We start from the raw sequence: 21032 nt of genomic DNA, 5'->3' as shown, positions 1-21032 counted from the left end.
CCTAGATTCGACAACATCTATTGTCTCTCATTGAAGTGTCCGTTTCCATTAGACCAGTTCACTACCACTCAAGTTTGGCAATGAAAAAGGCTAAACATATTGACTACCAGTTCAAACGGATGGACGGCAGCATGTTTTGGGGGCGCATCAGTGGTAAGGCGATTGATGACCATATCCCTGCAGATTTATCGAAAGGGGTTATTTGGGTGCTAGATGATATCTCAGAAGAGAAAGAAATTGAAAACTCGCTGAGAGCGGAAAGAAACCTATTTGCTGGTGGTCCCGCGATTGTTTTACAGTGGGAACCCACAGAAAATTGGCCCATAGTGTATGTTTCAAAAAATATTGAAAATGTGTTGGGGTATACAACCGAAGAAATGATGTCCAAGGATTTTTCCTTTGGAAGCTTAATTCATCCCAGTGACTATGAACGGATCAAGTCGGCGTTGAATGAAAATCTGTTTGGACAGTATTCCTGTTTTGAGCTGTCCTACCGATTGAAAACCAAGGCTGGCGTATATCGTAATTTTTACGATTATAACCAAGCCGAATACCATCGAAATGGGGATGTTAAATCGCTATATGGCTATTTAGTTGATATGACAAGTTACTTTGAAGTTGAGCAAATGAGTAGCTTGTTATTGAACAATACCAATGAAGGAATTTTCGGTTTAGATCTTGAAGGAAATACAACTTTCGCCAACCCAGCGGCCTTGAATATGTTGGGATACCAGGAAGCGGAACTGATCGGGCATCAAAATCATTCGTTAATTCATCACTCTCATCCAGATGGTCATAAAATCCCGGTTGAGCGGTGCAGAATGAGTATGCCAATAAGCACCCACGAAGACTATCATGTTAAGGATGAAGTGTTGTGGAGAAAGGATGGCACCTCCTTCCCTGTGGAATACTGGAGCAAGCCAATTCGACAAGATGACCAGATTGTTGGTGCGATGGTTACTTTTAGGGATATTTCGGAGGATATACAGCAAGAACAAAAGATAAGCCATCTTTCTTTCTATGACAACCTGACAGGCTTGCCGAACCGTAGGATGTTTTTAGATAAGTTAAAAGAAGAATTGGTGGCTGAACGCGATAGCAGCCATCGTGCAGTTCTGTTGTTGTTGGATATTGATCATTTTAAAGAAGTAAATGATTCACTGGGGCATACATCAGGTGATAAATTATTGGTCGATTTGGTCAGTCGTATACAGCGTAAGCTTCGTGATAGAGATGTTTTGGCCAGAATGGGAGGAGATGAGTTTTCGATTCTCCTAAGCCCTGATGAGAGAGGGGTGGATGCGGGACATTTTTCTGATGAAATTCTCCGGATTTTTGATACACCTTTTGATATAGATGGGCATGAAATACAAACATCTGCCAGTATTGGTATTGTCTTTTGTGATCCAAGTAAATCCAGAAATTCAGTGATCTCTGAAGCGGATATTGCGCTTTATCAGGCTAAAAATTTTGGGCGAGGGCGCGCAGTGTTTTTTGAGCCATCGATGTCGAGTAAAGTGCATCAGGACATGGCACTGTTTAATGCTTTAAACCATGCTTTGCAAAATGACGGATTCGAATTACACTATCAGTTGCAGTTTGATCCACAGACGGAAAAAGTAGTTGGAGCAGAAGCGTTGATTCGTTGGCCAAATGCACCAGAGGAACTTCAAGCTGTGAGTTCCCCTGCATCATTTATCCCAGTTGTGGAAAATAGAAATCTTATTCAAGCAATGTGTTTATGGGAAATTGATCGGTTGGCAACAGATCTTCCTGTTTTACGTAAAGCCGGGTTTAATTGCCGTGTTTCAATCAATTTGTCAGGCAAGCAGTTGATGAATTCAGATAATCTCGGTCAGTTGCTAAAAGCGATTCAAGACAGTGATTTAGCGTTTCAGGATCTGGAGTTTGAAATTACTGAAACCGCTTATGCAGAACTATCGGAAGATGTACAAAAACTGATGGATGTGTTCATGCGTAATGGTGTGGATATCGCCATTGATGACTTTGGAACAGGATATTCATCGCTTGCAGTTTTAAGGCAGTTTAAAAGTACACATTTGAAAATCGATAAGCAATTTATTGATCATATGCATTCAAATTCAGATGATTATGCAATTGTTTCTGCAACCATCTCGATGGCGCAAGCATTAGGGAAGAAAGTGGTTGCGGAAGGTGTCGAGTCTGAGATACAGGTTCAAATGCTTAAGGAATTGGGGTGTGACATTATTCAAGGGTTTTACTACGCAAGACCCCAATCTTTGGAAAAGGTCTGTCAGCAGCTTAAAAGTACATCACAAACTTCGCCGTTAAGCTAAGCGGTACGGCACCGAATTCTGAATTGAGTTGCTGGTTACCGCTCAAGCCTTTCCCTTCCGTGAACAGGGCGGAAATCAGTAAACTCGATTCATTGCTGACCGAATAGGTGGCATTGATTTGGTTCAGCCACGAAGCTTCAGTGTTCTGTCGGGAGTCTTTCAACCAACTGGATAGTAAAAGGTATTGCACCTGCCAGAGTGGAGTGACATCTTTTTGGAGACTGATGCCCGCCACCTGACGGCTTAGTTGCGGTAGCAACCCATAACGATACCAAGCTTGCGATGCCACGGTATTGAGTTGGTTGACGTTTTCAGCACCACGCTCGTTGTTATAGACTTCCCCTGCAATCAGAATGCCATTGTCAAATTGATAGTCGATACCGGCTATCCAAAAGTTATAGTCACGCTTCGCATTCTTGTCATAGGTTCGAGTGCCTTCGACACGAAAGCCCATGCCTTGCCAAGTCGTTTCGAAAGAACCGCCGTAGATTTGGTTGTCCAACACGTCTGCGGCAATCAACCCCAGTTCAGAAACATCGCCAACCTGCGCACGATAATGCAAAGCCACATTGTTTTTCCCTTTTGATAGGGTTTGAGCGTCCGATGAAAACACATAGGCCGCTGTCAAAGAGGAAAAAGCACTGGGGTAAAAGTCGAATGTCGCGGCATCAATGCCTGGTTTGAAGTCCGTGTCCAAGTCTGTGGGCGCGAAACTGCCAAAGACGTTCATAGGCTGCCAGAAGCGTCCAGCGCCCCAATCAATCGGCTGACGACCGATAGAAGCACTGGCGGAAGCATCGCCAAACAACTTGGCGATCTGAGGGATTTGCGCTTTGTAAACCGCGCGGTCAATTTCATAGCCGATTTTTGTCTGGGTGTTGGGCGAGGTGTCGGTCCAATCGTCCGACAAGGTTTTTGCCCGGAACAGATCCGAACTGTGGAGATTGCTGATTGGATAATTTTCCACATACTGACGGACGGTTCGCAAATGTATCGACCATTGGTCTTGAGCTGAAGTATCGTCTAGCATCAAACGTAAACCTTGCTGATTAGCATTGAGGTAAGCGTCTTTTCCGTTGCCTCCGGCTTGGTCTGCATCGGCATGTGCTAATGCTCCTAACACTGCGACGCGCCCGGTGAACTGAGGAGAGGCCCAGCTGGCTGACGTGTAACCCAGTATCTCTATGGCTAGCAGGCAGAATGAAAGAGGGTGTTTCAAAGTCCACATGGTGGTTTGACCTTTTGGTTAGCCTTTACCATCGTGTTCGATTTTACCGTCACGTAACCGAATAATGCGTTCTGCTCGTTCCATCACTCGAGGGTCGTGTGTTGAAAACAGGAAGGTGGTTTGTTCTTCATGCGATAACCTATGCATAATGTCCAGCAAAGCAAAAGCGTTTTCGGAGTCGAGGTTGGCGGTAGGTTCATCCGCCAATACTAACATTGGGTTTGCCGCCAAGGCTCGAGCGACGGCAACACGTTGTTGCTGTCCGCCACTGAGCGCTGCCGGACGGCGAAGCATCACATCTTGCAACCCAACTAAAGTCAGATAATGTTCGGCACGAGTTCGGCGCTCCTTTTCATCCACGCCTTGCAATACCATCACCAGTTCGACGTTTTCCAATGCGTTCAAAACCGGAACCAGGTTGTAGGCTTGGAAAATAAAGCCAAGTTGATACAGGCGGAAGTTGGATAAATCCGACTCGGACAATTGGGTCATATCAATGCCGTTGAGATTCACTGAGCCTTCGGAAGGTCTATCCAATCCACCGATGATGTTGAGCAGGGTGGTTTTGCCGGAACCGGAAGGGCCAACCAGTGCCGCAAACTCGCCTCTCTTAACTGTCAGGTTAACATCAGTCAACGCTTCTACCTGTAGCTCGCCTTGCTGGTAGAATTTGTTGATATGTTCCAGCGACAATAGTGGTGAATCATCTGTCTGATGGTTCTGATTCTCTAGGTTGTCCGACATATGTTTTTCCTATTCATTTGGCGATTCATCAACTTCTTTAAGTACTGATTTTTTAAGTTCGCAGAGCTTCTACTGGCGTGACTTTAGCTGCTTTTACCGCCGGGTAAATGCCTGTCACCATGGTGGTGATAAAAACGATTTCCGTCAACTGTTTCACACGATCCCAAGAGAGTTCCGTATAGATGATAGGGTCCATCATTGTGCCCATCAAACTGGTTCCACCTTCCATAAACGAGGAGAAATCAATACCGTGATGGCTGAACCATAAGTGTGTCAGTCCCCCCAGTAGCCAACCGGCGATCATGGCAAGTAAACTCAAAAATAGGGACTCAAACAATACCAGTAACAACAAATGCTGGCGATTCATTCCCAAAGCTCTTAATAGACCAAACTCTCGAGTCCTTTCCAGTACGCTCATTAGCACCGTGTTTAAAATACCAAAAACCACCATAATCAAGATGAACACCAAAAAGACGTAGTTCCCTGCATTATCCAGCGCGATGAATTGAATCAGTTGCGGCATCATTTCCTGCCAGTCGAGCACAACCAGACTATTGTCGTTTTTCAGCAGACTTTTCAGTTTTTGTTTCCAGTCATCCTGTGTGTGAGGGTCTTGTAAGAAAATCGCGATACGGGTAAGCGGCTCGCGGAAGGCGTCTCCACCCTCACCGATCAGAAATTGGCGGGCAAAAGACAAGTGGCTGACGATAAAGAAGTCATTCATCTCATCCATCGGGGCATGGAAAATACCTCGAACTTTAGCTAGATAAGCCTGCGAGTCTCCGCCTTTTTTACCTGCCATCAGCACAATCTTACTACCAATTTTTGCCTTGAGTTTGCGCGCCATGCCGGAGCCGATAATCACCCCGCGTTCATCATCCGGCGTTAACCATGCGCCGGAGATTAAGGTGGGTTTGAGCTTTTCTGCCATGGGGTCAAGCGGGTGATGCAGAGAGCTTTCAGTCTCAATGCCAAGCAGCCCAGCACCCACCGAGTTGTTGGCTGTACTGGCAAGCGTTTGGATGGAAATTCTTGGCATCACTTTTCCAGGCAGGTCTAGCGCCTTTATCGCTGCGACAAGTTGTTTTCCGTTGTGAAGGAAAGAATGGTTACTCGGCGCAGCTAGGTAGTTTTTCGGTTGGACAGTAATATGACCTTCGCCGAGTTGGATGGCATTGCGAATCATCGAGTTGTGGCTACCATCACCAATACCAATGAATAGAACCGCCAAGGCGAAACCGACGGCAATTGAGCTCAAAGTGATAACGGTACGCTTGCGGTTACGCCAAAGATTTCGCCATGCCATAGTGCCTAGCGTGGTAACTAAAATCTGCCAGGTTGGGGTCGAACGTTTTGGGGTCTGACTGGCTTGATTCATCGTATCGCCTCCGCTGTGTTCAGTTTTAGCGTGCGCAGTGCCGGAATCAAAGAGGCAATAACGGTCAATACCAGCATCATAATAACGGCTTGCCAGATTTGCTCCATTGAAATCGCCCCTTTCATGATGGGTTCAAATACGACACCTGCCCAATCGTAACCGTCTGGCAATTGGCTACTGAAATCAATGCCGTGGTGTTCAAAGCGTAGCGCCACAGCGCCGCCAATCACAGCGCCGATGATGGCAGACAAGACAGCTAGGTAAAGGGATTCCAATAAAATCATCACCAATATTGCCCAGCGTTTTAAGCCGATAGAGAGCAAAATGCCGAATTCATGGGTGCGTTCGTGAATCGCCATCATCAGCGTGTTAATCATACCCAAAGCAGCCAAGCTGATAACGATAACACCGATAATCAGCAGCATGGAGCGGCTGAGTGATAGCATGCTGGCAACGGATGGATTGAGTTGTTTCCAGGTTTCGACAACAAATTTCCCGCCAAGGTTTTTAAGTGTGTCGCCGGATTTCACTTGCTGAGTGGAAATCTCTGCCAGCTGTTGCTGCAAGTGTTGTTGGATTTCCGTTAAGTCGGCATCTTCCGGTGTTTTGATCGCAACTTCATGGATGCCGTTTTGCATCGCCATCAAGTCCTGATAGGCGGGTACTGACATCAGGACGCCCATACGGTCGAAGTTAGGGTCAAACGGGCTGAGGATGCCAGTGACCCGGTACAAGGCGTTACCAATACTGCCATCCGCAGCTTGTGTCATCAAAATCAGCTCACTGCCAAGTGTCAGTTGGAGGTTTTTCGCCAATTGTGTGCCGACCAAAACGCCATAACCTTCAGGGTTAATCTCGTCTTGTGTGTCATTCTTGATGGGCGCCATCTCCAAGTCAGCTTTGCCGTTACGGAGGTGTTCGAGCAAATGGGTGACTTGGTTTTCCTGTTTGGGATCGACCGCTTCAATCAATACACCGGTGGAGTTTTGTTTGGAGCTTGCCAAACCAGCGGCATAAAGTCGTGGCGCAAATTTAAGATCAGGATTTTGCTTTTCCAGCTGATCAAGAGTTTGCCATGACAGAGTGGCGTAAAGGTCTTGGTCGTCAAGGTAGGCTTTGCGGTGAATTTGTAACTTGCCGGTGGAAATGTCTGTGGCATAACTTATCATTTGATCGGACATACCCTCAAGCATGGCTGAGTAGAGAATTAACATCACCAAACTACCGGAAAGCGCAGAAACCGTGAGTAGGCTTCGCACTGGGTTTCGCCAGATGTTACGCCATGAGATAAACAGCAGCATGCGCAAAAACCCCGATCCGTGATTGGCGTGAGTGAGTTGGGACTGGGTGCTAGGCGTTTTCATGATGCAGCTTTAAGTCTCTGTGAAGTCTTCATTTCAATGTCTTCTTTTAAGGGATTGCAGTGAAAAGAAACTTTGTGGAACGGACACGTTGAACTCAATCTTGTTATATTCGAGCACGGTGGATTCCGTCGGTTTGTCTTCTGGCTGTAACTTCATAATCATCGGCACGATTTTGTCGTTCACTTTCTTGAAGTCGCTGAAAGTCATGCGACGAATCAATTTACCGTCTTCATCATAATAGTCGGCGCGCGTCGGCGTCAGTGAAGATTGGATGACATCCATCACCACCTTGCCCCAAACGACGGCGGCATTCTCTTTAGGCAGGGCGGTGATTTCATAAATCTTTTGTCCATCACGCATACCTGAAAAGGTCAGGCTGACGTTATAGTCTGCTTCAAAGGTGTTTTCCTTCACCAAATCGTCATTGGTGAAATGACTTCCCATCCAGGAGCCGGACATCATGCTGGGTGGAATCTTGGTGACACGGTTGATCTTTGGTAGATAGTTCCAGATGTTTTCGCCAACTTTAAGGGTAGCAATGCCCCGATCTTTGATCGGATCCTGGATGACGACCAGAGAGTTTTCCGTGCCCCGAGACCAGGCTTCAAGTGTGAGTTCGCGCTGATAATGCTGGGTTTTTACCGTCATGGTCATATCGGCATGAGACGTGGTGCCGCGCCATAGATTGTCGACATGACGAACCAATGCCTGCACATCGACTTTATCCGACGATTCAGCGGCATAGGCGATATGGGGTGAAAATAGAAGCAAGCTTAGAAAAGAAATCAAAAAGCTTTGAGAGAGGCGACACATCCTGCGTCGACCAAAGGGTGTAAAGGACTGTTCCATCAGAAAAATTCTCCCCAGAAAAAGTGGGTGTTATGCATGGATTCTAAACACCGTATCAAATAGAGTCAAATTACCTTTTGAAGAAGCTCAAAATCTCCATGAATCGGTCAGGGTTAGCCGCGATATTTCTTTGCAAAAAAACGGGTTCCGACCTACAATTATTTTCATTTGGTAATGTTTTTCATTCCGGCAATAATCACGTATGGAATGACTTTTGGAATTTCTTTTTTATGGCACTCTTCTCGCGCGTTTTTTCCCATTCGTTTTTACTTTTCGGCACCCTGACAGCGCTTGTATTGAGCGCCAATGTGTCGGCGGCAGAAAAACCGGCGCCAAAGGCAGTTGAGGTCATTGCTTATCAAGTGAAGCCAAAACCGGTTCAGCAAACGCTACGCGCATTGGGAAGCCTGCAAGCAAAAGATTCTGTCAATATCGCGGCCTCGGTTTCTGACGTGTTGAAAGACCTGCATTTTCAAGATGGGCAGATGGTTCGTAAAAGTCAGCTTTTGGTGGAGTTGAATGCTCAAGAACAGTTGGCTTTGTTGGAAGAGGCAAAAGAAGTCTCGGAAGAAGCCAAACGCCAATATGACCGAGTGAAAGAAGTGGAAGGTCGAGGCAATGTTACCAAGGCGATGGTTGACCAGTATTACAGCGACTGGAAAACGGCCGTCGCCAAGCGTAAAGTCATTGAAGCGCAGATTTCCGATAGACGTTTGTATGCCCCTTTTGCCGGGCAAGTCGGTTTTCATCAGTTCAGTGTCGGGGCTTATGTTCCTGCGGGTTCGACCATTGTGAGTTTGGATGATACCAGCCAGATGAAAGTAGAACTCTTGTTGCCGAGCCGTTATCTGAGTCAATTGAAAGTCGGGCAATCAGTGGAATTGCGCACAGCATCTTTCCCGAATCAAGTTTTCAAGGGTGCGGTGTTCGCCATTGCTCCTAGATTGCAGTCCAATCTGCGTATGGTGCAACTGCAAGCCAGAGTGACAAACCCTGAAAATCGTTTGAAGACCAACATGGTGGTCGAAGCGCACTTGTTGATGCCGCCTCAGCAGCAGTTGCGCATCCCTTCCAGTGCGATTTTGGCGATTGGAGACCACCAGTTCGTTTACCGTTTGAAACCGATTAAAAACAAAGATGTGTATCAAATGGAAAAGGTTGAAATCCAAACCGGAGATCGCGGCTTTAAACAAACGCAAGTCTTGAAAGGTATTGCGTCTGGAGACGTCATTGTCAGTCAAGGGATTATGAGTTTGCGCCCTGGTGCTGTGGTGAAAATTAAGGTCATGCAGACCGACCAACCGCAATCACAACTACTGGCACCTGTGAAAAAAGTAAAGCATCCATCTGGCGAAGCGGCGGTGAAATAATATGTGGGTTTCCGATACGTCCGTTAAAAGGCCGGTATTTGCTGCCGTTGTCTCTCTATTATTGTTCGCTTTTGGCTTAATGTCTTTTGACCGCATGAGTTTGCGGGAATATCCAAATGTTGATCCACCGATTGTTACGATCACCACCGATTATCTCGGTGCTTCTGCCGATGTGGTGGATAACCGTATCACCAAAGTCATTGAAGATCAGATTTCCGGGGTTGCAGGGATAGACTCTATTGCATCGACTTCTTCCGATGGGCGCTCAAGCATCAAAGTGGAGTTCACGATTGATCGGGATATTGATGACGCGGCGAATGATATCCGTGATCGTGTTTCACGTGTAACAGATGACTTGCCGGAACAGGCTGACCCACCACAGGTGCAGAAAGCAGATAGTGATGCCAGTCCGATTATGTGGTTCAACCTTGCGAGTGATCGTATGACGGTGCCGCAACTTACCGATTATGCCGAGCGTTATATCGTAGACCGTTTTTCCGTGTTGGACGGCGTGGCGAATGTTCGTGTTGGTGGTGGGCAATCTTTGGCATTGCGTATTTGGCTGAATCCACAAAAAATGGCGACTTATGGTCTGACCACTCAGGATGTGGAAAACCAATTGCGTTCCGCCAACGTCGAGTTGCCGATTGGTTCTTTGCAAGGTAGTCAGGTGATGCTGAACTTGCAAGTCGATAAACCGATGCAAACGGTGGAAGACTTTAAAAACCTTGTGGTCAAACAAGACAAGCAAATCGGTCAAGTGACTTTAAGTGACATCGCGCAAGTGTATATGGGCGCGGTGGAACGCCGCCGAATCTTCAACGGTAACGGTATTCCGATGGTGGGTATTGGTATTGTGAAACAATCCACCGCCAATACGTTGACTGTGGCAGAGCTGGCGCGTGAACGTAAAGATTTGGTGAATAAGACATTGCCGGAAGGCCTTAAACTCCACTCAAGTTATGACGCTTCGGTATTTGTTCAAGAAGCCATCAATGAAGTGTATAAAACCTTTGCCATCGCATTAGCGCTGGTAGTGGGGGTGATGCTGGTGTTCCTTCGCAGTTTCCGTGCCGCGATGGTGCCGATGGTGACATTGCCTGTGTCGATTATGGCAACCTTTTGGGTGCTGTGGATGCTTGGCTTCTCCGTCAACCTCTTGACCCTGTTGGCACTGGTGCTGGCAATCGGTCTGGTAGTGGATGATGCCATCGTGGTGCTGGAAAACACGCAACGTCATATCGAGATGGGGCATAAGCCGATTGCTGCTGCTTACCTGGGAACACGCCAGGTTGGTTTTGCCGTGCTTGCCACCACCATGGTATTGGTGGCCGTATTCCTGCCGATTGGCTTTTTGGAAGGTAATATCGGGCGGTTATTCTCCGAGTTCGCCGTGACCCTCGCGGTGGCGGTGATTTTTTCCATGTGGGTAGCGCTGAGTTTGTCACCCGCATTGGCTTCTATTCTGCTCAAGAAAAAAGCCGATAGTGTCGGCAAGATTGATGCCGTTACTGGTGAAGTGAAACGAGGCAAAGCTGATAAACGTCTGTTCTGGTTTAGGAAATTACTGATTAAAAACCTGCGACACCCTTGGGTGATGCTGCTGGTTTTGGCGGTGCTATCCGCAAGCATGTTGTACTTTGGTAAAGAAGTGCCGAAAGAATATGTACCGAAAGAAGACCGTGGGGTCTTTTTCGTGATGGTCAAAGGGCCTGAAGGGGCGACCTTCGACTATATGCAAAGTTACATGGCGGAAATTGAAAAACGTTTGATGCCGTTGGTGAATGATGGCGAAGCCAAGCGCTTGTTAGTGCGTGCGCCACGTTCATTCAGCAACTCGGAAATCTTCAATTCCGGTTTTGTTATCGTGGTGTTGAACGACTGGTCTGAGCGCCGTTCCGGTTTTGAAATCATGAATGAAGTGCGCAAGAAATTGTCTGATCTAACAGGGGTTAAGGCGATTCCGGTGATGCGTTCCGCCATTGGCGGGCGCATCCAGAAACCGGTGCAATTCGTTATTGGTGGCCCAAGTTATGAAGTGCTAGCCGATTGGAAAGAAAAGATGGATGATGCCATCGCTAAAACCAACCCCGGTTTGAACAGTTTAGATTGGGATTTTGAACCCAATAAACCGCAATTGCGTTTGCATGTGGATTATGAAAAGGCCAAGGCTTTGGGCGTAACCTATCAAGACATCAGTGAGACTTTGCAGACCCTGCTCGGGAGTAAAAAGGTCACTACGGTGAAATATAACGGCGAGGAGTACGATATCATCCTCAAAGCGGATTCCAAGTGGTTCAAAACACCGCAGGATTTGGAACAGATTTATCTGCGTTCTTCAACAACCAATGGTATGGTGCCGCTATCGATGTTTGTGACGGCTAAGATCGAAGGGGTGGCTTCCAGTTTATATCGTTACAACCGCATCAAGTCGATTACCTTGTCCGCGAAATTGGATGATGGCTATTCCCTTGGACAGGCGTTGGATTACCTTACTAAACTCACTCGCAAGACTTTGCCGGAAGATGCGACCATCGATTACAAAGGGGACTCGAGAGATTTCCAATCTTCTTCAAGCTCGATGGTGTTTGTATTCTTGTTTGGTTTAGTGGTGATTTTCCTAGTTTTGTCGGCGCAGTTCGAGAGTTTCATTCAGCCGTTTGTCATCATGCTTACCGTGCCGCTCGCGCTCGCAGGGGGTGTGTTTGCCATGAAGGCCTATGGTCTGACATTTAATATCTACAGTGAAATCGCCATGGTGATGTTGATTGGTCTGGCGACTAAGAACGGGATATTGATTGTTGAGTTCACCAATCAATTGCGTGATAGAGGGTTGTCTCTGTATCCGGCATTGGTAACAGCGACACAATTACGTTTCCGTCCGATTATGATGACGTCCATCGCTACCGTCGCGGGTACCGTGCCCTTGATGTTGTCCAGCGGTGCTGGCTCAGAATCTCGTCAGATTCTAGGGGATGTACTTTTCTGGGGGGTGAGTTTCTCTACGTTGTTGAGCTTGTTCGTGATTCCGGTTGCCTATGCGCTATTGGCAAAACGAAGCGGTTCACCATTACGGTCCACGCGTAAACTTGAAGCAGCTTTGCAGGTTTACAAAGGCACAGAAACGAAGAACTCGACGCCCGAAGGGGTAAGTCGAGCAAAACACTAAAAATCTACCAGGTTGGGGTGCTTTTCGAGCGGGTATAATAAACACCTCTAGCTCGAACAACATCCCAGGTTTTTTCACGCGTTATGTCAATTGACTCTCATTCTTATCAACAACAGGCCTTAGACTGTCTGCAATCGACTTTTGGTTACACCCAATTCCGTTCCCATCAAATCGAAGTGATTGAGGATGTGATGCAGGGCGCAGACTGCTTTGTATTGATGCCGACCGGGGGTGGAAAATCCTTATGCTATCAAATCCCCGCATTATTACGCGAAGGCACGGCAATCGTGGTGTCACCACTGATTTCGTTGATGCAGGATCAAGTCAACGCTTTGAAGGCGAATGGTGTGCAAGCGGCTTATTACAATTCGACCCTCGGTCTGGAAGAAGCCAACCAAGTGTTGATGCAGTTGCATACCGGACAACTGGATTTGCTGTATGTCGCGCCCGAAAGATTGTTGAATCAGGATTTTGTCCAGCAGTTGCAGAGCTTGCCAATCAGTTTGTTTGCGATTGATGAAGCGCACTGTATTTCTCAATGGGGGCATGATTTTAGGCCAGAATACAGTCGTATCGGTCAGTTGCGCCACGTGTTTGCCCAAGTATCTTTTATTGCCTTGACCGCGACAGCAGATGCCGCTACCCGTGAGGATATCGTGCATCGTTTGGCATTGCAGTCGCCCAAGGTGCATGTCAGTGGGTTTGACCGCCCGAATATTCGCTATACCGTGTTGGAAAAACGTCAGCCTTTTAAACAGTTGGTCGATTTTTTAGACCAGCGAAATGCAGCGGAAGAAAGCGGTGTTGTCTATTGTTTAAGCCGCAAGCGAGTCGAAGAAGTGGCGTTGCAATTGCAACAAAAAGGCTATCGTGCGCAAGCTTACCATGCTGGGCTACCGGCTGAAATACGCCACAAAGTGCATCAGCAGTTTATACGGGATGAAGTGGCGATTGTGGTGGCGACGGTGGCATTCGGCATGGGTATCGATAAGCCTAATGTTCGCTTTGTGGTGCACTATGATTTGCCAAAAAACATCGAAGGCTATTATCAGGAAACCGGGCGCGCCGGGCGTGATGGGTTGGCGTCCGAAGCCTTGTTACTTTACGGTGCGCAAGATGTGGTGACGGCTCGGCATTTTATTGAGCAGGTTGCTAATGAAGACCAAAAGCGGATAGAAAGTTTCAAACTCGCCAGCATGGTTGAGTTTGCCGAAGCGCAGACCTGTCGTCGTAGTGTTTTGCTGAATTATTTTGGCGATCCGATGCATCATGCCTGCGGCAATTGTGATGTGTGTTTGAACCCGCCCGTGTTGTTTGACGGCAAGGTTGTGGCACAAAAAGCCTTGTCTTGTGTGTACCGATTACAGCAAGGCTTTGGTATGAGCTATGCTATTGAGGTGTTGAGAGGGGCGGACAATGAACGTATTCGCCAATTGGGGCATCAACAGCTCAGCACCTATGGCATCGGCAAAGAATTTTCGGTTGCCGAGTGGCAAAGTATTTTTCGTCAATTGATTCATCGTGGCTATTTGATGCAGGATATTCGCAACTATTCGGTGTTGAAGTTGACCGCATCGTCCGGGGATGTGCTGAAAGGCAAGGTCGAACTACAACTGGCAAAACCTCGGGTGAAATCGACAAAATCTGCCGGTCAGGGGCGGGCGACTGCGCGAGAAGGACTGACCGAATCCCAGCAGGAAGTTTTTGAAAATTTGAGAGCCTTACGCAAAGAGATTGCCGATAGTGAAGATAAGCCCGCCTATCAGGTCTTTGGTGATGCCACTTTGTTGGAAATGGTGGTAGCTCTACCGAAAAATGATCATGAACTTCTGCAAATCAGCGGAGTGGGTGAAACCAAGCTCAGCCGTTATGGGTTTGAGTTTTTAAACCTGCTTCGTCAAGCTTAGTCAAAAAGTCTCGTCAAAATCTACCAGGTTGGGGTGGGTGAACTAAACGCCAGATATAAAAAACGGCATAAAAAAAGACCCAAGGCAGGCAAGCTGGCTCGGGTCTAATCTTTAGTTAAATGACAGATAAATATAAAAACTAAAGAGAGTCGTACCCCATCTATTCAACTGAAGAGATGAGAATCGTTATGTTCACCTGGGAATAACGGTAAGCATAAAAAAATTGGCGAAGCCAACTGAGTACCCTAATGAATCTAGTGTGAATCTCGTGATTCTTTCTCGATTTTTATGCTTGTATGCTTGTTTCGTTATGTACAATTAAACATAACGTCTGTATTAGAACATGGTGATTTAAAGATTGCAAATGCTTTTTTGTCAAAAAATTTGCTATCCAAAAATCACCTGTTGGTAAGACTTAAAATCCTTCCAATACAATCTTGCCAATAGCGCAGTGGGTTTCAATAAATTCATGCGCAGCCTTGAGATTTTCCAGATTGAGCTTGCCGAAATGATGATTTATGGTGGATTTAATGATGCCTTGATCAACCATCAATGCGGCCTCTTTCAGTATGGTATGTTGTTTACTCATATCATCAGTTTTAAACATTGAACGTGTGTACATGAACTCCCAATGAATTGACACGCTTTTTTGTTTAAAAGGTATTATGTCAAAAGTGGCAGGGTCGTCGATCAAGCCAAACCTGCCCTGAGGCGCAATAATCTCAGCAGCTTCAAGAAAATGCTGATCGGTTTGAGTCAATGAAGCAATATGTGTGATAGCGGGTAGGTGCAATTCCTTGATTTGTGGAATTAACAACTCTTGGTGACTGATGATATGGTGGCAACCCAACTCGTTTAGCCATTCTTCTGATTCGGGGCGTGACGCTGTGCCGACAATAATCTTTTGGCTGATGGTCCTGGCAAGTTGTACCATTACCGAACCTACACCACCTGCGGCACCAATAATCAGCAGACCTTTGTGGTCATCAGGTTTGACTTGTAAGCGATCTACCAACAGTTCCCAGGCGGTCAGTGTTGTTAAGGGCATGGCCGCGGCTTCCGCAAAGTTTAAGCTTTCCGGTTTTAAGCTGACAAGGCGCTCATCCACCAGTTGATATTCGGCATTAGAGCCTTGACGGGTAATTTCTCCTGCATACCAGACGTCATCTCCAATTTGAAAATGGGTGACTTCATCGCCTATTGCAACGACTGTGCCTGCAGCATCCCACCCCAAGACTTTAGGTTCCATGTCATTAGATTGAGCTGCATGACGCTTTCGAACCTTGGTGTCCACTGGGTTAATAGAAACAGCCTTTACTTTTACCAAAATGTCGCGATGTGTGGGGGTCGGTGTGGGTAAAGAAATTTCGACGAGGTTTTTCGTTGAGTTTGTTTCTTTGTCGGCGAGTGCCGCTAGTGCTCTCATTTTGTCAGGGATGACGGGGGATTCAGCTGTGACGTTCATCGCATACTCCTTTGCTCTTGAGCCTCTCTCAGCTTTTTGATGGGCATGTAAACCTATCATTTAGAAATGAATTATTGAACCAACGAGTAGTGCGTTTTAATAATTTTAATTATTTTGAGTCAAATTTCTAGCCTTATGGATGCCAAAGTTGATGACATTTTTTTATAAAGTTATAAAAGTTTTTGTGCGCGGAATAATAAACTCGGCTAAATTAAAACAAGTTGGTTTACTTTGGTATTTAAGAAGTAGAATCGAAAACATAGTTGTGGACGAAAGTTGTCAAGAATTTCTGCTATGGCCAGGAGAGACATTGATGATGCGAACTGACCAAACTTTGCTTCAGCAAATGCAAATCAGTGAAGTGGAAATCAGAAATAGAATGGATTTGCTGGAATTGGGACGGGAACAACTGGCTCAATTATCCGAGCATAAAGCTTTGATTGAAGAGAATATCGATGTCATTGTCGATGAGTTTTATGAAAAGCAAACCAAAATTGATGAAATCTCGTTGTTGATTGGCGACGCAGATACACTTGCCCGCTTACGGTTGGCACAGCAAAAGTATGTGACGGATCTCTTCTCGGGAGATTACGATGTTGAGTACGTCAACAATCGCTTACGCATTGGCATGGTGCACAAAAGAATCGGTGTTGAGCCGAAACTCTACCTCTCAGCGGTAATGACACTCAAAAGTCTCATTTTCCGTGTTCTCAAAAGCAATATTCACGATACTGAAAAGTTAGAAAATACGCTGGAAGTGTTGGACAAACTACTCTATTTTGACACTACGTTGGTGTTCGATACCTATATAGATAGTCTGGTGTCGGAAATCGAAAATGCCAAACGTAAAACCGAACTCTATGCCAAAGGGCTTGAAGAAAAAGTTGCCGAGCGTACAGAACAGCTTGAACGCCAAGCTCGCCTTGACCCTTTGACTAACCTCTATAATCAACGCGCACTTCAAGATCTGATGTATAAGGAATTGCTACTTGCCAAGCGTCATCAGGCCTGTTTGTCATTAATCTATTTTGATATTGATGAATTCAAGGCGGTGAATGACAGCCAAGGGCATATCAGGGGAGATGAAGTCTTGAAGACCATTGGAGATATTTTGTTGAACAATACGCGAGAAACGGATATTGCCTGCCGATATGGTGGGGATGAATTCTGCGTGATTTTACCGGACTGTTCGGCGGAATATGCAGAGAATCTCTGCAAGAAAATCATTCAAGCATTCAGTAAGAAGTGTCCAACACTGACCCTAAGTATGGGGATTTGCGAAACGGGCCCCGTTGAGTTTTTGGAAGGCGATGAACTGATTCGCTTTGCAGATGAGCAAATGTATCTTGCTAAAAAAGAGGCTGGCTTTCAGGTCTGTGTGAAAGCAAACGATTAGAGATGATTGTTCATAAGGGTATTGCAAGATGCCCGAAAACCATTCAGGCATCTTAGGCCGCACTAGGCGGTTCGCGGTTGACGCGGATGAATTAAGCGATACGTTTTACCGCTTTCTTAGCCACTTTACGAGCACTTTTCTTGCTGCTTGGCTTTTTCTTCATAACGACTTTAGCGACTTTTTTCACGACTGACTTCGCTTTTTTCTTAGAGAGCATTTTCTTGCTGACTTTTGATGCGACTTTTTTGACGGCTTTTTTCTTAAGCGCTTTTGACATGATGTACTCCTTTACGAGTTTTGAAAAGTTTGAGTGCTTATGACCATGCATTTTTTTGATTATTTTAAGCAATAAATACATATAATGGTAATAAGTTATTACGATTATGCAGACTTTATTGTGTTTGTCAAACCATTAGCATTTCTTGCGACGGGTTCAAGGCGCTATAATGTGCCAGCTTATTTTTGCGTGGAGCAAACCATGACGTTTGTCGAATTTAAAAAAACATTGTTGGATGCCGACATTTCCCTGCCGAAGTTCAGTCGTCTGATTAAAGTCAGTGATAAGAACCTTCAGGCTTACAAGAAAAAGGGAGAAGTGCCGAATACCATTGCCGTCATCGCAAAAAGCTTTGCGGAGTTTCACCGTTTGGAGGTGGATTACCGGGAGTTGGTTGAGTCTTTGGACTTGAAGGCAAAAACCAAAAAAGGCGTTGGCTTCGCTAAGAAGACGGCAGACAAATCTACAGAGAAGTCATCCGAAAAACCGGATGGCAAAGACAAGAAAAAAGATCCTGTCGAGTAAAATCTACCAGGTTGGGGTTGGCTGAATAAACGCCAGATATTAAAAAACGGCATCCTGCCGTTTTTTAATGAGTTCTTCCTGAAGTCACGAAATGAGATTAAGAGGCGTGTTGCTCCGTTGACTGTTGAGCCGCCGCTTCTTTCGCCAAGCGTTCTTGGTTTTTACGTGCAATCTCATCCCAGTCGATGTTGTTACAAGCTTCGCATTCGTCTTTCAAAATGCCGACTTTCACCAACAAAGCGTGTACTTTACAGCCTACACAGAAGCCCATGACCGCTTCCATCCACATAAAGCCAAGACATACCCAAACCAAAGATAAAGGAATGTAGTAAGACATATATTGGCGATCCGTTGGCAGTACTTCATGTTGGAAAATGGTATTGACCCAGTTTGCGAATACATCAGGGTTGAAGAACACCAAACACGTTGCAATGATTGACGCACCAATTGTCCAAGCAAAACGTTTAGGCGCCAAAGGCTTCCAGATTGGCTTAGCGGTTCTCTTAGCTAGGAACGAAGCAATATAGATGGTTGGCGATAAACGTGCGGTAATGGTCGACATACCAGCCAACATTTCAAATAAACCATACCAAAGCAAATAGGTTTGGAAAGTCCAGTCATACACGCGCTTGATAGCATGTACGCTGTAAATGATATTGTTGTCCCAATCCATATCACCGCTATCAATAGCAGTGTTACCGTCTACTACCCAGTGAGAGACGAAGAAAGCGTTCCAAAGTGTGAAACTCATATAAATAGAAATAAATAAAAGCATCCCGGCACGGATACGAACAGCGACATCATTAATATAAATAGCGTCTTCTTTGGTATCTCTGAACCAAAGATTTTTGACAACGTCTGAGATGTCGTTAAAAAATTTAGACATAGGAAAACTCCATTGTTTTTTTGATCTGCATCAACCTTTTTAATTTTATGGGTAGAACAGAGAGGGTTCAATAGTGTATGGAAGGTCGAAGGGAGTCATATTTAACGGTTTTGCCCTAAAAATGGACAAAACTCTTTTATGGAATATTTTTCAAACGGTTGATTTTACAGGACTTTATGACGTTTTTGTGACAAAAGTTTTTTATATAAGATTGTTGTAATATTAGTTATAAATTATTTGTATTATGGCAAGTAGATTTACTAATAAGTACAAGAAAATAAAAGGGTTTTACTTAGCCTAATCAACTAAGTAGGCGCTGAACGCTCAAGATTGGGTGGATGCGACCACATAGAGGTCATAACGAGTGTTTGGGCTTTGAATACTGGCAGACGGTTTTTTGCCGCTTTCCAGTTGAATTGGTTCCGCCTTAGCGGGACGTTTGACCGCTACGCGTTTTTTGGCAACGGTCATGGCTGCCTCAAGCAGTTTACTTGAGTCGATATCTGGCCCGACCAATCCCTGTAGTGCTGTCATTTCTTTATTGGTCGCCGCTTTCTTTTTCTTTTCCGGATACATTGGGTCGAGGTAAATGGCGTCCGCTTCTGGTTTGGTGTGGTTAAGATAGTCGGCGGCATCCGCATTTACCAACTGCATTCGGCTGATGGTCGCGGTTAAGAAACTGTGCTCATCATCGTCGAAGCGATAGGTTTTACCTTCGGCTTCCAGTTGCAGTTCAAGGTGCGCACGATTCAATGCATCTTGCAGCAAAGCGGCGACGATTGGGGAGCGTTCTATCATCAACACTTCACAGCCCAAAGTGGCAAACACAAATGCATCTCCACCCATGCCAGCGGTCGCATCGATGACTTTGGGGGTAAAGTCGGATGCTATTCCCACAGCTCTGGCAAGCGGTTGTCCTTTACCACCACCGAATTGGCGACGATGGTTTTTTTTGCCCCCAAGGAAGTCGATGAAAACCGGCCCGGTGGTTTTGGAAAAAAGTGCCAGGTTGGGGGGGAGCAGTTCATCTTCGGGATACAACCAGCCCAACAGAAAATCATAGTCGCTGATATTGGTCTGCTTCTTCAACGCCTGCTCACGCGCAACGGATGGTAGTTCAAGCGTTGGTGTCAGCGCCAAAAGTGCATCGTTCAATTGCGTGTCTGATTCTGTTATGAGGGCAAGAGTGGCTTTCATCTAAAGGATTCGAAAATTAAAGGTTCATAATTTATGGATTCATATTATCCGCAATTAGGTGAATAAAGTCTTCTATATAAGGCAGCCTTTGTTCTGAGCGGCGGTTAGCCGCGTAAAGCGTGGACCACAATCCGTCCTTGCCAAGCGGTTTGGTCGGTAAGTGGCTGAACTCCGGCAGGGTTTTTATCAACCACTTCGGTAGGATGCACACACCGCGATTCAAAGCGACATTTTGCAACATCATTACCGTGAGTTGTGAATGACGAATCTCAGCAGGATTGATGCTGGCTGGGTTTAAGAATCGGCGAAAAATATCGAGCTTTTGTTTGTCTACCGGGTACACAATCAAGGTCTGATCTTTGAAATCTTCCGGCAGCAAAACAGCCTTTTGTGCAAAAGTGTGTTGTGGGGGAAATACACAAACCTGTTCATAACTGAACAGCGGCGTGAAAACTCTATCTGCACTGGGCTCAGGGTCGGATGTAATGACCAAATCCAGTTCCTGCTTGTCCAGCTTGGCAAGGGTTACCTCACCATTGTGCCCAGAGTTGTTGCCGAACACATTCAGAATATCCAAGTCCACGCCTTGCCATTTCTCTTGATAGCTTTGCACCAAAGGCAATAACCAGTCAAAACAAGTGTGGCAGTCCACACCAATCAATAACCGCCCAAGATTGCCCTGTTCCATCGCCGTTAGTACTTGCTCGGTATGTTGGATTTTCGGCAGCACTTCTTTGGCACAAGCCAACAGGGTTTCGCCAGCTGGAGTAAAACGAATCGGATTCGATTTTCGCTCAAACAGGTTTTGTCCCAGTTGGGATTCCAACAGTTTTATTTGATGCGACAGTGCAGATTGCGTCATGTGCAACTGCTGTGCGCTGATGTTGACTGAGTGAGTTTCCGCCAGCGACAGGATGGTTTTGAGGTGTTTGATTTCTAACATAATAATTATTATGAAT

16 protein-coding genes are annotated in these 21032 nt (G+C 45.9%); 6 read left to right on the top strand and 10 right to left on the bottom strand.

Annotation, left to right across the window (positions count from 1 at the left end):
- Window positions 1-80 precede the first annotated feature (80 nt).
- On the top strand, window positions 81-2318 hold the full coding sequence (locus HVMH_RS10985) for an EAL domain-containing protein (RefSeq protein ID WP_051682474.1): 2238 nt from the start codon (window positions 81-83) through the stop codon (window positions 2316-2318).
- On the opposite strand, the gene HVMH_RS10980 is transcribed toward HVMH_RS10985, so the two are convergent.
- Genes HVMH_RS10980 through HVMH_RS10960 form a run of 5 tightly spaced genes read right to left on the bottom strand, consistent with a single transcriptional unit; the run spans window position 2284 to window position 7881 of the window.
- Window positions 2284-3546, bottom strand: a complete 1263-nt coding sequence (locus HVMH_RS10980) for a hypothetical protein (RefSeq protein WP_029912031.1) — start codon at window positions 3544-3546, stop codon at window positions 2284-2286. The genes HVMH_RS10985 and HVMH_RS10980 overlap by 35 nt on opposite strands.
- Window positions 3547-3564: 18 nt before the next feature.
- Window positions 3565-4290 carry an ABC transporter ATP-binding protein gene (locus HVMH_RS10975; RefSeq protein WP_051623093.1) on the bottom strand — a complete coding sequence of 242 codons (726 nt, stop codon included), beginning with the start codon at window positions 4288-4290 and terminating at the stop codon, window positions 3565-3567.
- A gap of 52 nt (window positions 4291-4342) precedes the next feature.
- Window positions 4343-5668 (bottom strand): ABC transporter permease, encoded by a 1326-nt coding sequence (locus HVMH_RS10970; RefSeq protein ID WP_029912041.1) that lies wholly within the window; start codon window positions 5666-5668, stop codon window positions 4343-4345.
- Window positions 5665-7032, bottom strand: coding sequence for an ABC transporter permease (locus tag HVMH_RS10965; protein WP_081822753.1), 1368 nt, complete (start codon window positions 7030-7032; stop codon window positions 5665-5667). Before HVMH_RS10965 ends, HVMH_RS10970 begins: the two co-directional genes overlap by 4 nt.
- A gap of 33 nt (window positions 7033-7065) precedes the next feature.
- The gene (locus tag HVMH_RS10960; protein WP_232087772.1) at window positions 7066-7881 is read right to left on the bottom strand and encodes an outer membrane lipoprotein-sorting protein; all 816 of its coding nucleotides are present in this window, start codon (window positions 7879-7881) and stop codon (window positions 7066-7068) included.
- Window positions 7882-8111: 230 nt separating this feature from the next.
- Here HVMH_RS10960 and HVMH_RS10955 point away from each other — a divergent pair, with 230 nt between their 5' ends.
- From HVMH_RS10955 to recQ, 3 genes are all read left to right on the top strand, one after another.
- The gene (locus HVMH_RS10955; protein WP_051623094.1) at window positions 8112-9251 is read left to right on the top strand and encodes an efflux RND transporter periplasmic adaptor subunit; all 1140 of its coding nucleotides are present in this window, start codon (window positions 8112-8114) and stop codon (window positions 9249-9251) included.
- A gap of 1 nt (window position 9252) precedes the next feature.
- Window positions 9253-12420, top strand: coding sequence for an efflux RND transporter permease subunit (locus HVMH_RS10950; protein ID WP_081822754.1), 3168 nt, complete (start codon window positions 9253-9255; stop codon window positions 12418-12420).
- A gap of 83 nt (window positions 12421-12503) precedes the next feature.
- Complete coding sequence (recQ, locus tag HVMH_RS10945; protein WP_029912056.1) at window positions 12504-14327, top strand: DNA helicase RecQ; 1824 nt, start codon at window positions 12504-12506, stop codon at window positions 14325-14327.
- A gap of 415 nt (window positions 14328-14742) precedes the next feature.
- Here recQ and HVMH_RS10940 read toward each other — a convergent pair whose 3' ends face one another.
- Window positions 14743-15792: a zinc-binding alcohol dehydrogenase family protein gene (locus HVMH_RS10940; protein WP_232087771.1), complete on the bottom strand. Its 1050-nt coding sequence runs from the start codon at window positions 15790-15792 to the stop codon at window positions 14743-14745.
- Window positions 15793-16105: 313 nt separating this feature from the next.
- Here HVMH_RS10940 and HVMH_RS10935 point away from each other — a divergent pair, with 313 nt between their 5' ends.
- Complete coding sequence (locus HVMH_RS10935; RefSeq protein WP_029912060.1) at window positions 16106-17188, top strand: GGDEF domain-containing protein; 1083 nt, start codon at window positions 16106-16108, stop codon at window positions 17186-17188.
- A 91-nt stretch (window positions 17189-17279) separates the two neighbouring features.
- Here the strand turns inward: HVMH_RS10935 and HVMH_RS10930 are convergent, their stop codons facing one another.
- A complete protein-coding gene (locus HVMH_RS10930) occupies window positions 17280-17465 on the bottom strand; it encodes a hypothetical protein (RefSeq protein WP_029912062.1) in 186 nt (61 codons plus the stop codon).
- A gap of 201 nt (window positions 17466-17666) precedes the next feature.
- Here HVMH_RS10930 and HVMH_RS10925 point away from each other — a divergent pair, with 201 nt between their 5' ends.
- A complete protein-coding gene (locus tag HVMH_RS10925; protein ID WP_029912064.1) occupies window positions 17667-17990 on the top strand; it encodes a hypothetical protein in 324 nt (107 codons plus the stop codon).
- A 97-nt stretch (window positions 17991-18087) separates the two neighbouring features.
- On the opposite strand, the gene HVMH_RS10920 is transcribed toward HVMH_RS10925, so the two are convergent.
- The 3 genes from HVMH_RS10920 to HVMH_RS10910 all read right to left on the bottom strand — a co-directional run bounded on the left by HVMH_RS10920 (window position 18088) and on the right by HVMH_RS10910 (window position 21016).
- Window positions 18088-18876, bottom strand: a complete 789-nt coding sequence (locus HVMH_RS10920; protein ID WP_029912066.1) for a DUF4395 domain-containing protein — start codon at window positions 18874-18876, stop codon at window positions 18088-18090.
- A gap of 324 nt (window positions 18877-19200) precedes the next feature.
- A complete protein-coding gene (locus HVMH_RS10915; protein WP_081822755.1) occupies window positions 19201-20073 on the bottom strand; it encodes a class I SAM-dependent methyltransferase in 873 nt (290 codons plus the stop codon).
- Window positions 20074-20104: 31 nt separating this feature from the next.
- Entirely contained in the window at window positions 20105-21016 is a 912-nt protein-coding gene (locus HVMH_RS10910; protein ID WP_029912071.1) for a LysR family transcriptional regulator, read from the bottom strand.
- Window positions 21017-21032 lie beyond the last annotated feature (16 nt).

It is taken from the genome of Hydrogenovibrio marinus, from assembly GCF_013340845.1.
Classification (GTDB): Bacteria; Pseudomonadota; Gammaproteobacteria; order Thiomicrospirales; family Thiomicrospiraceae; genus Hydrogenovibrio; species Hydrogenovibrio marinus.
This window is presented reverse-complemented; position numbering and strand designations above follow the sequence as displayed.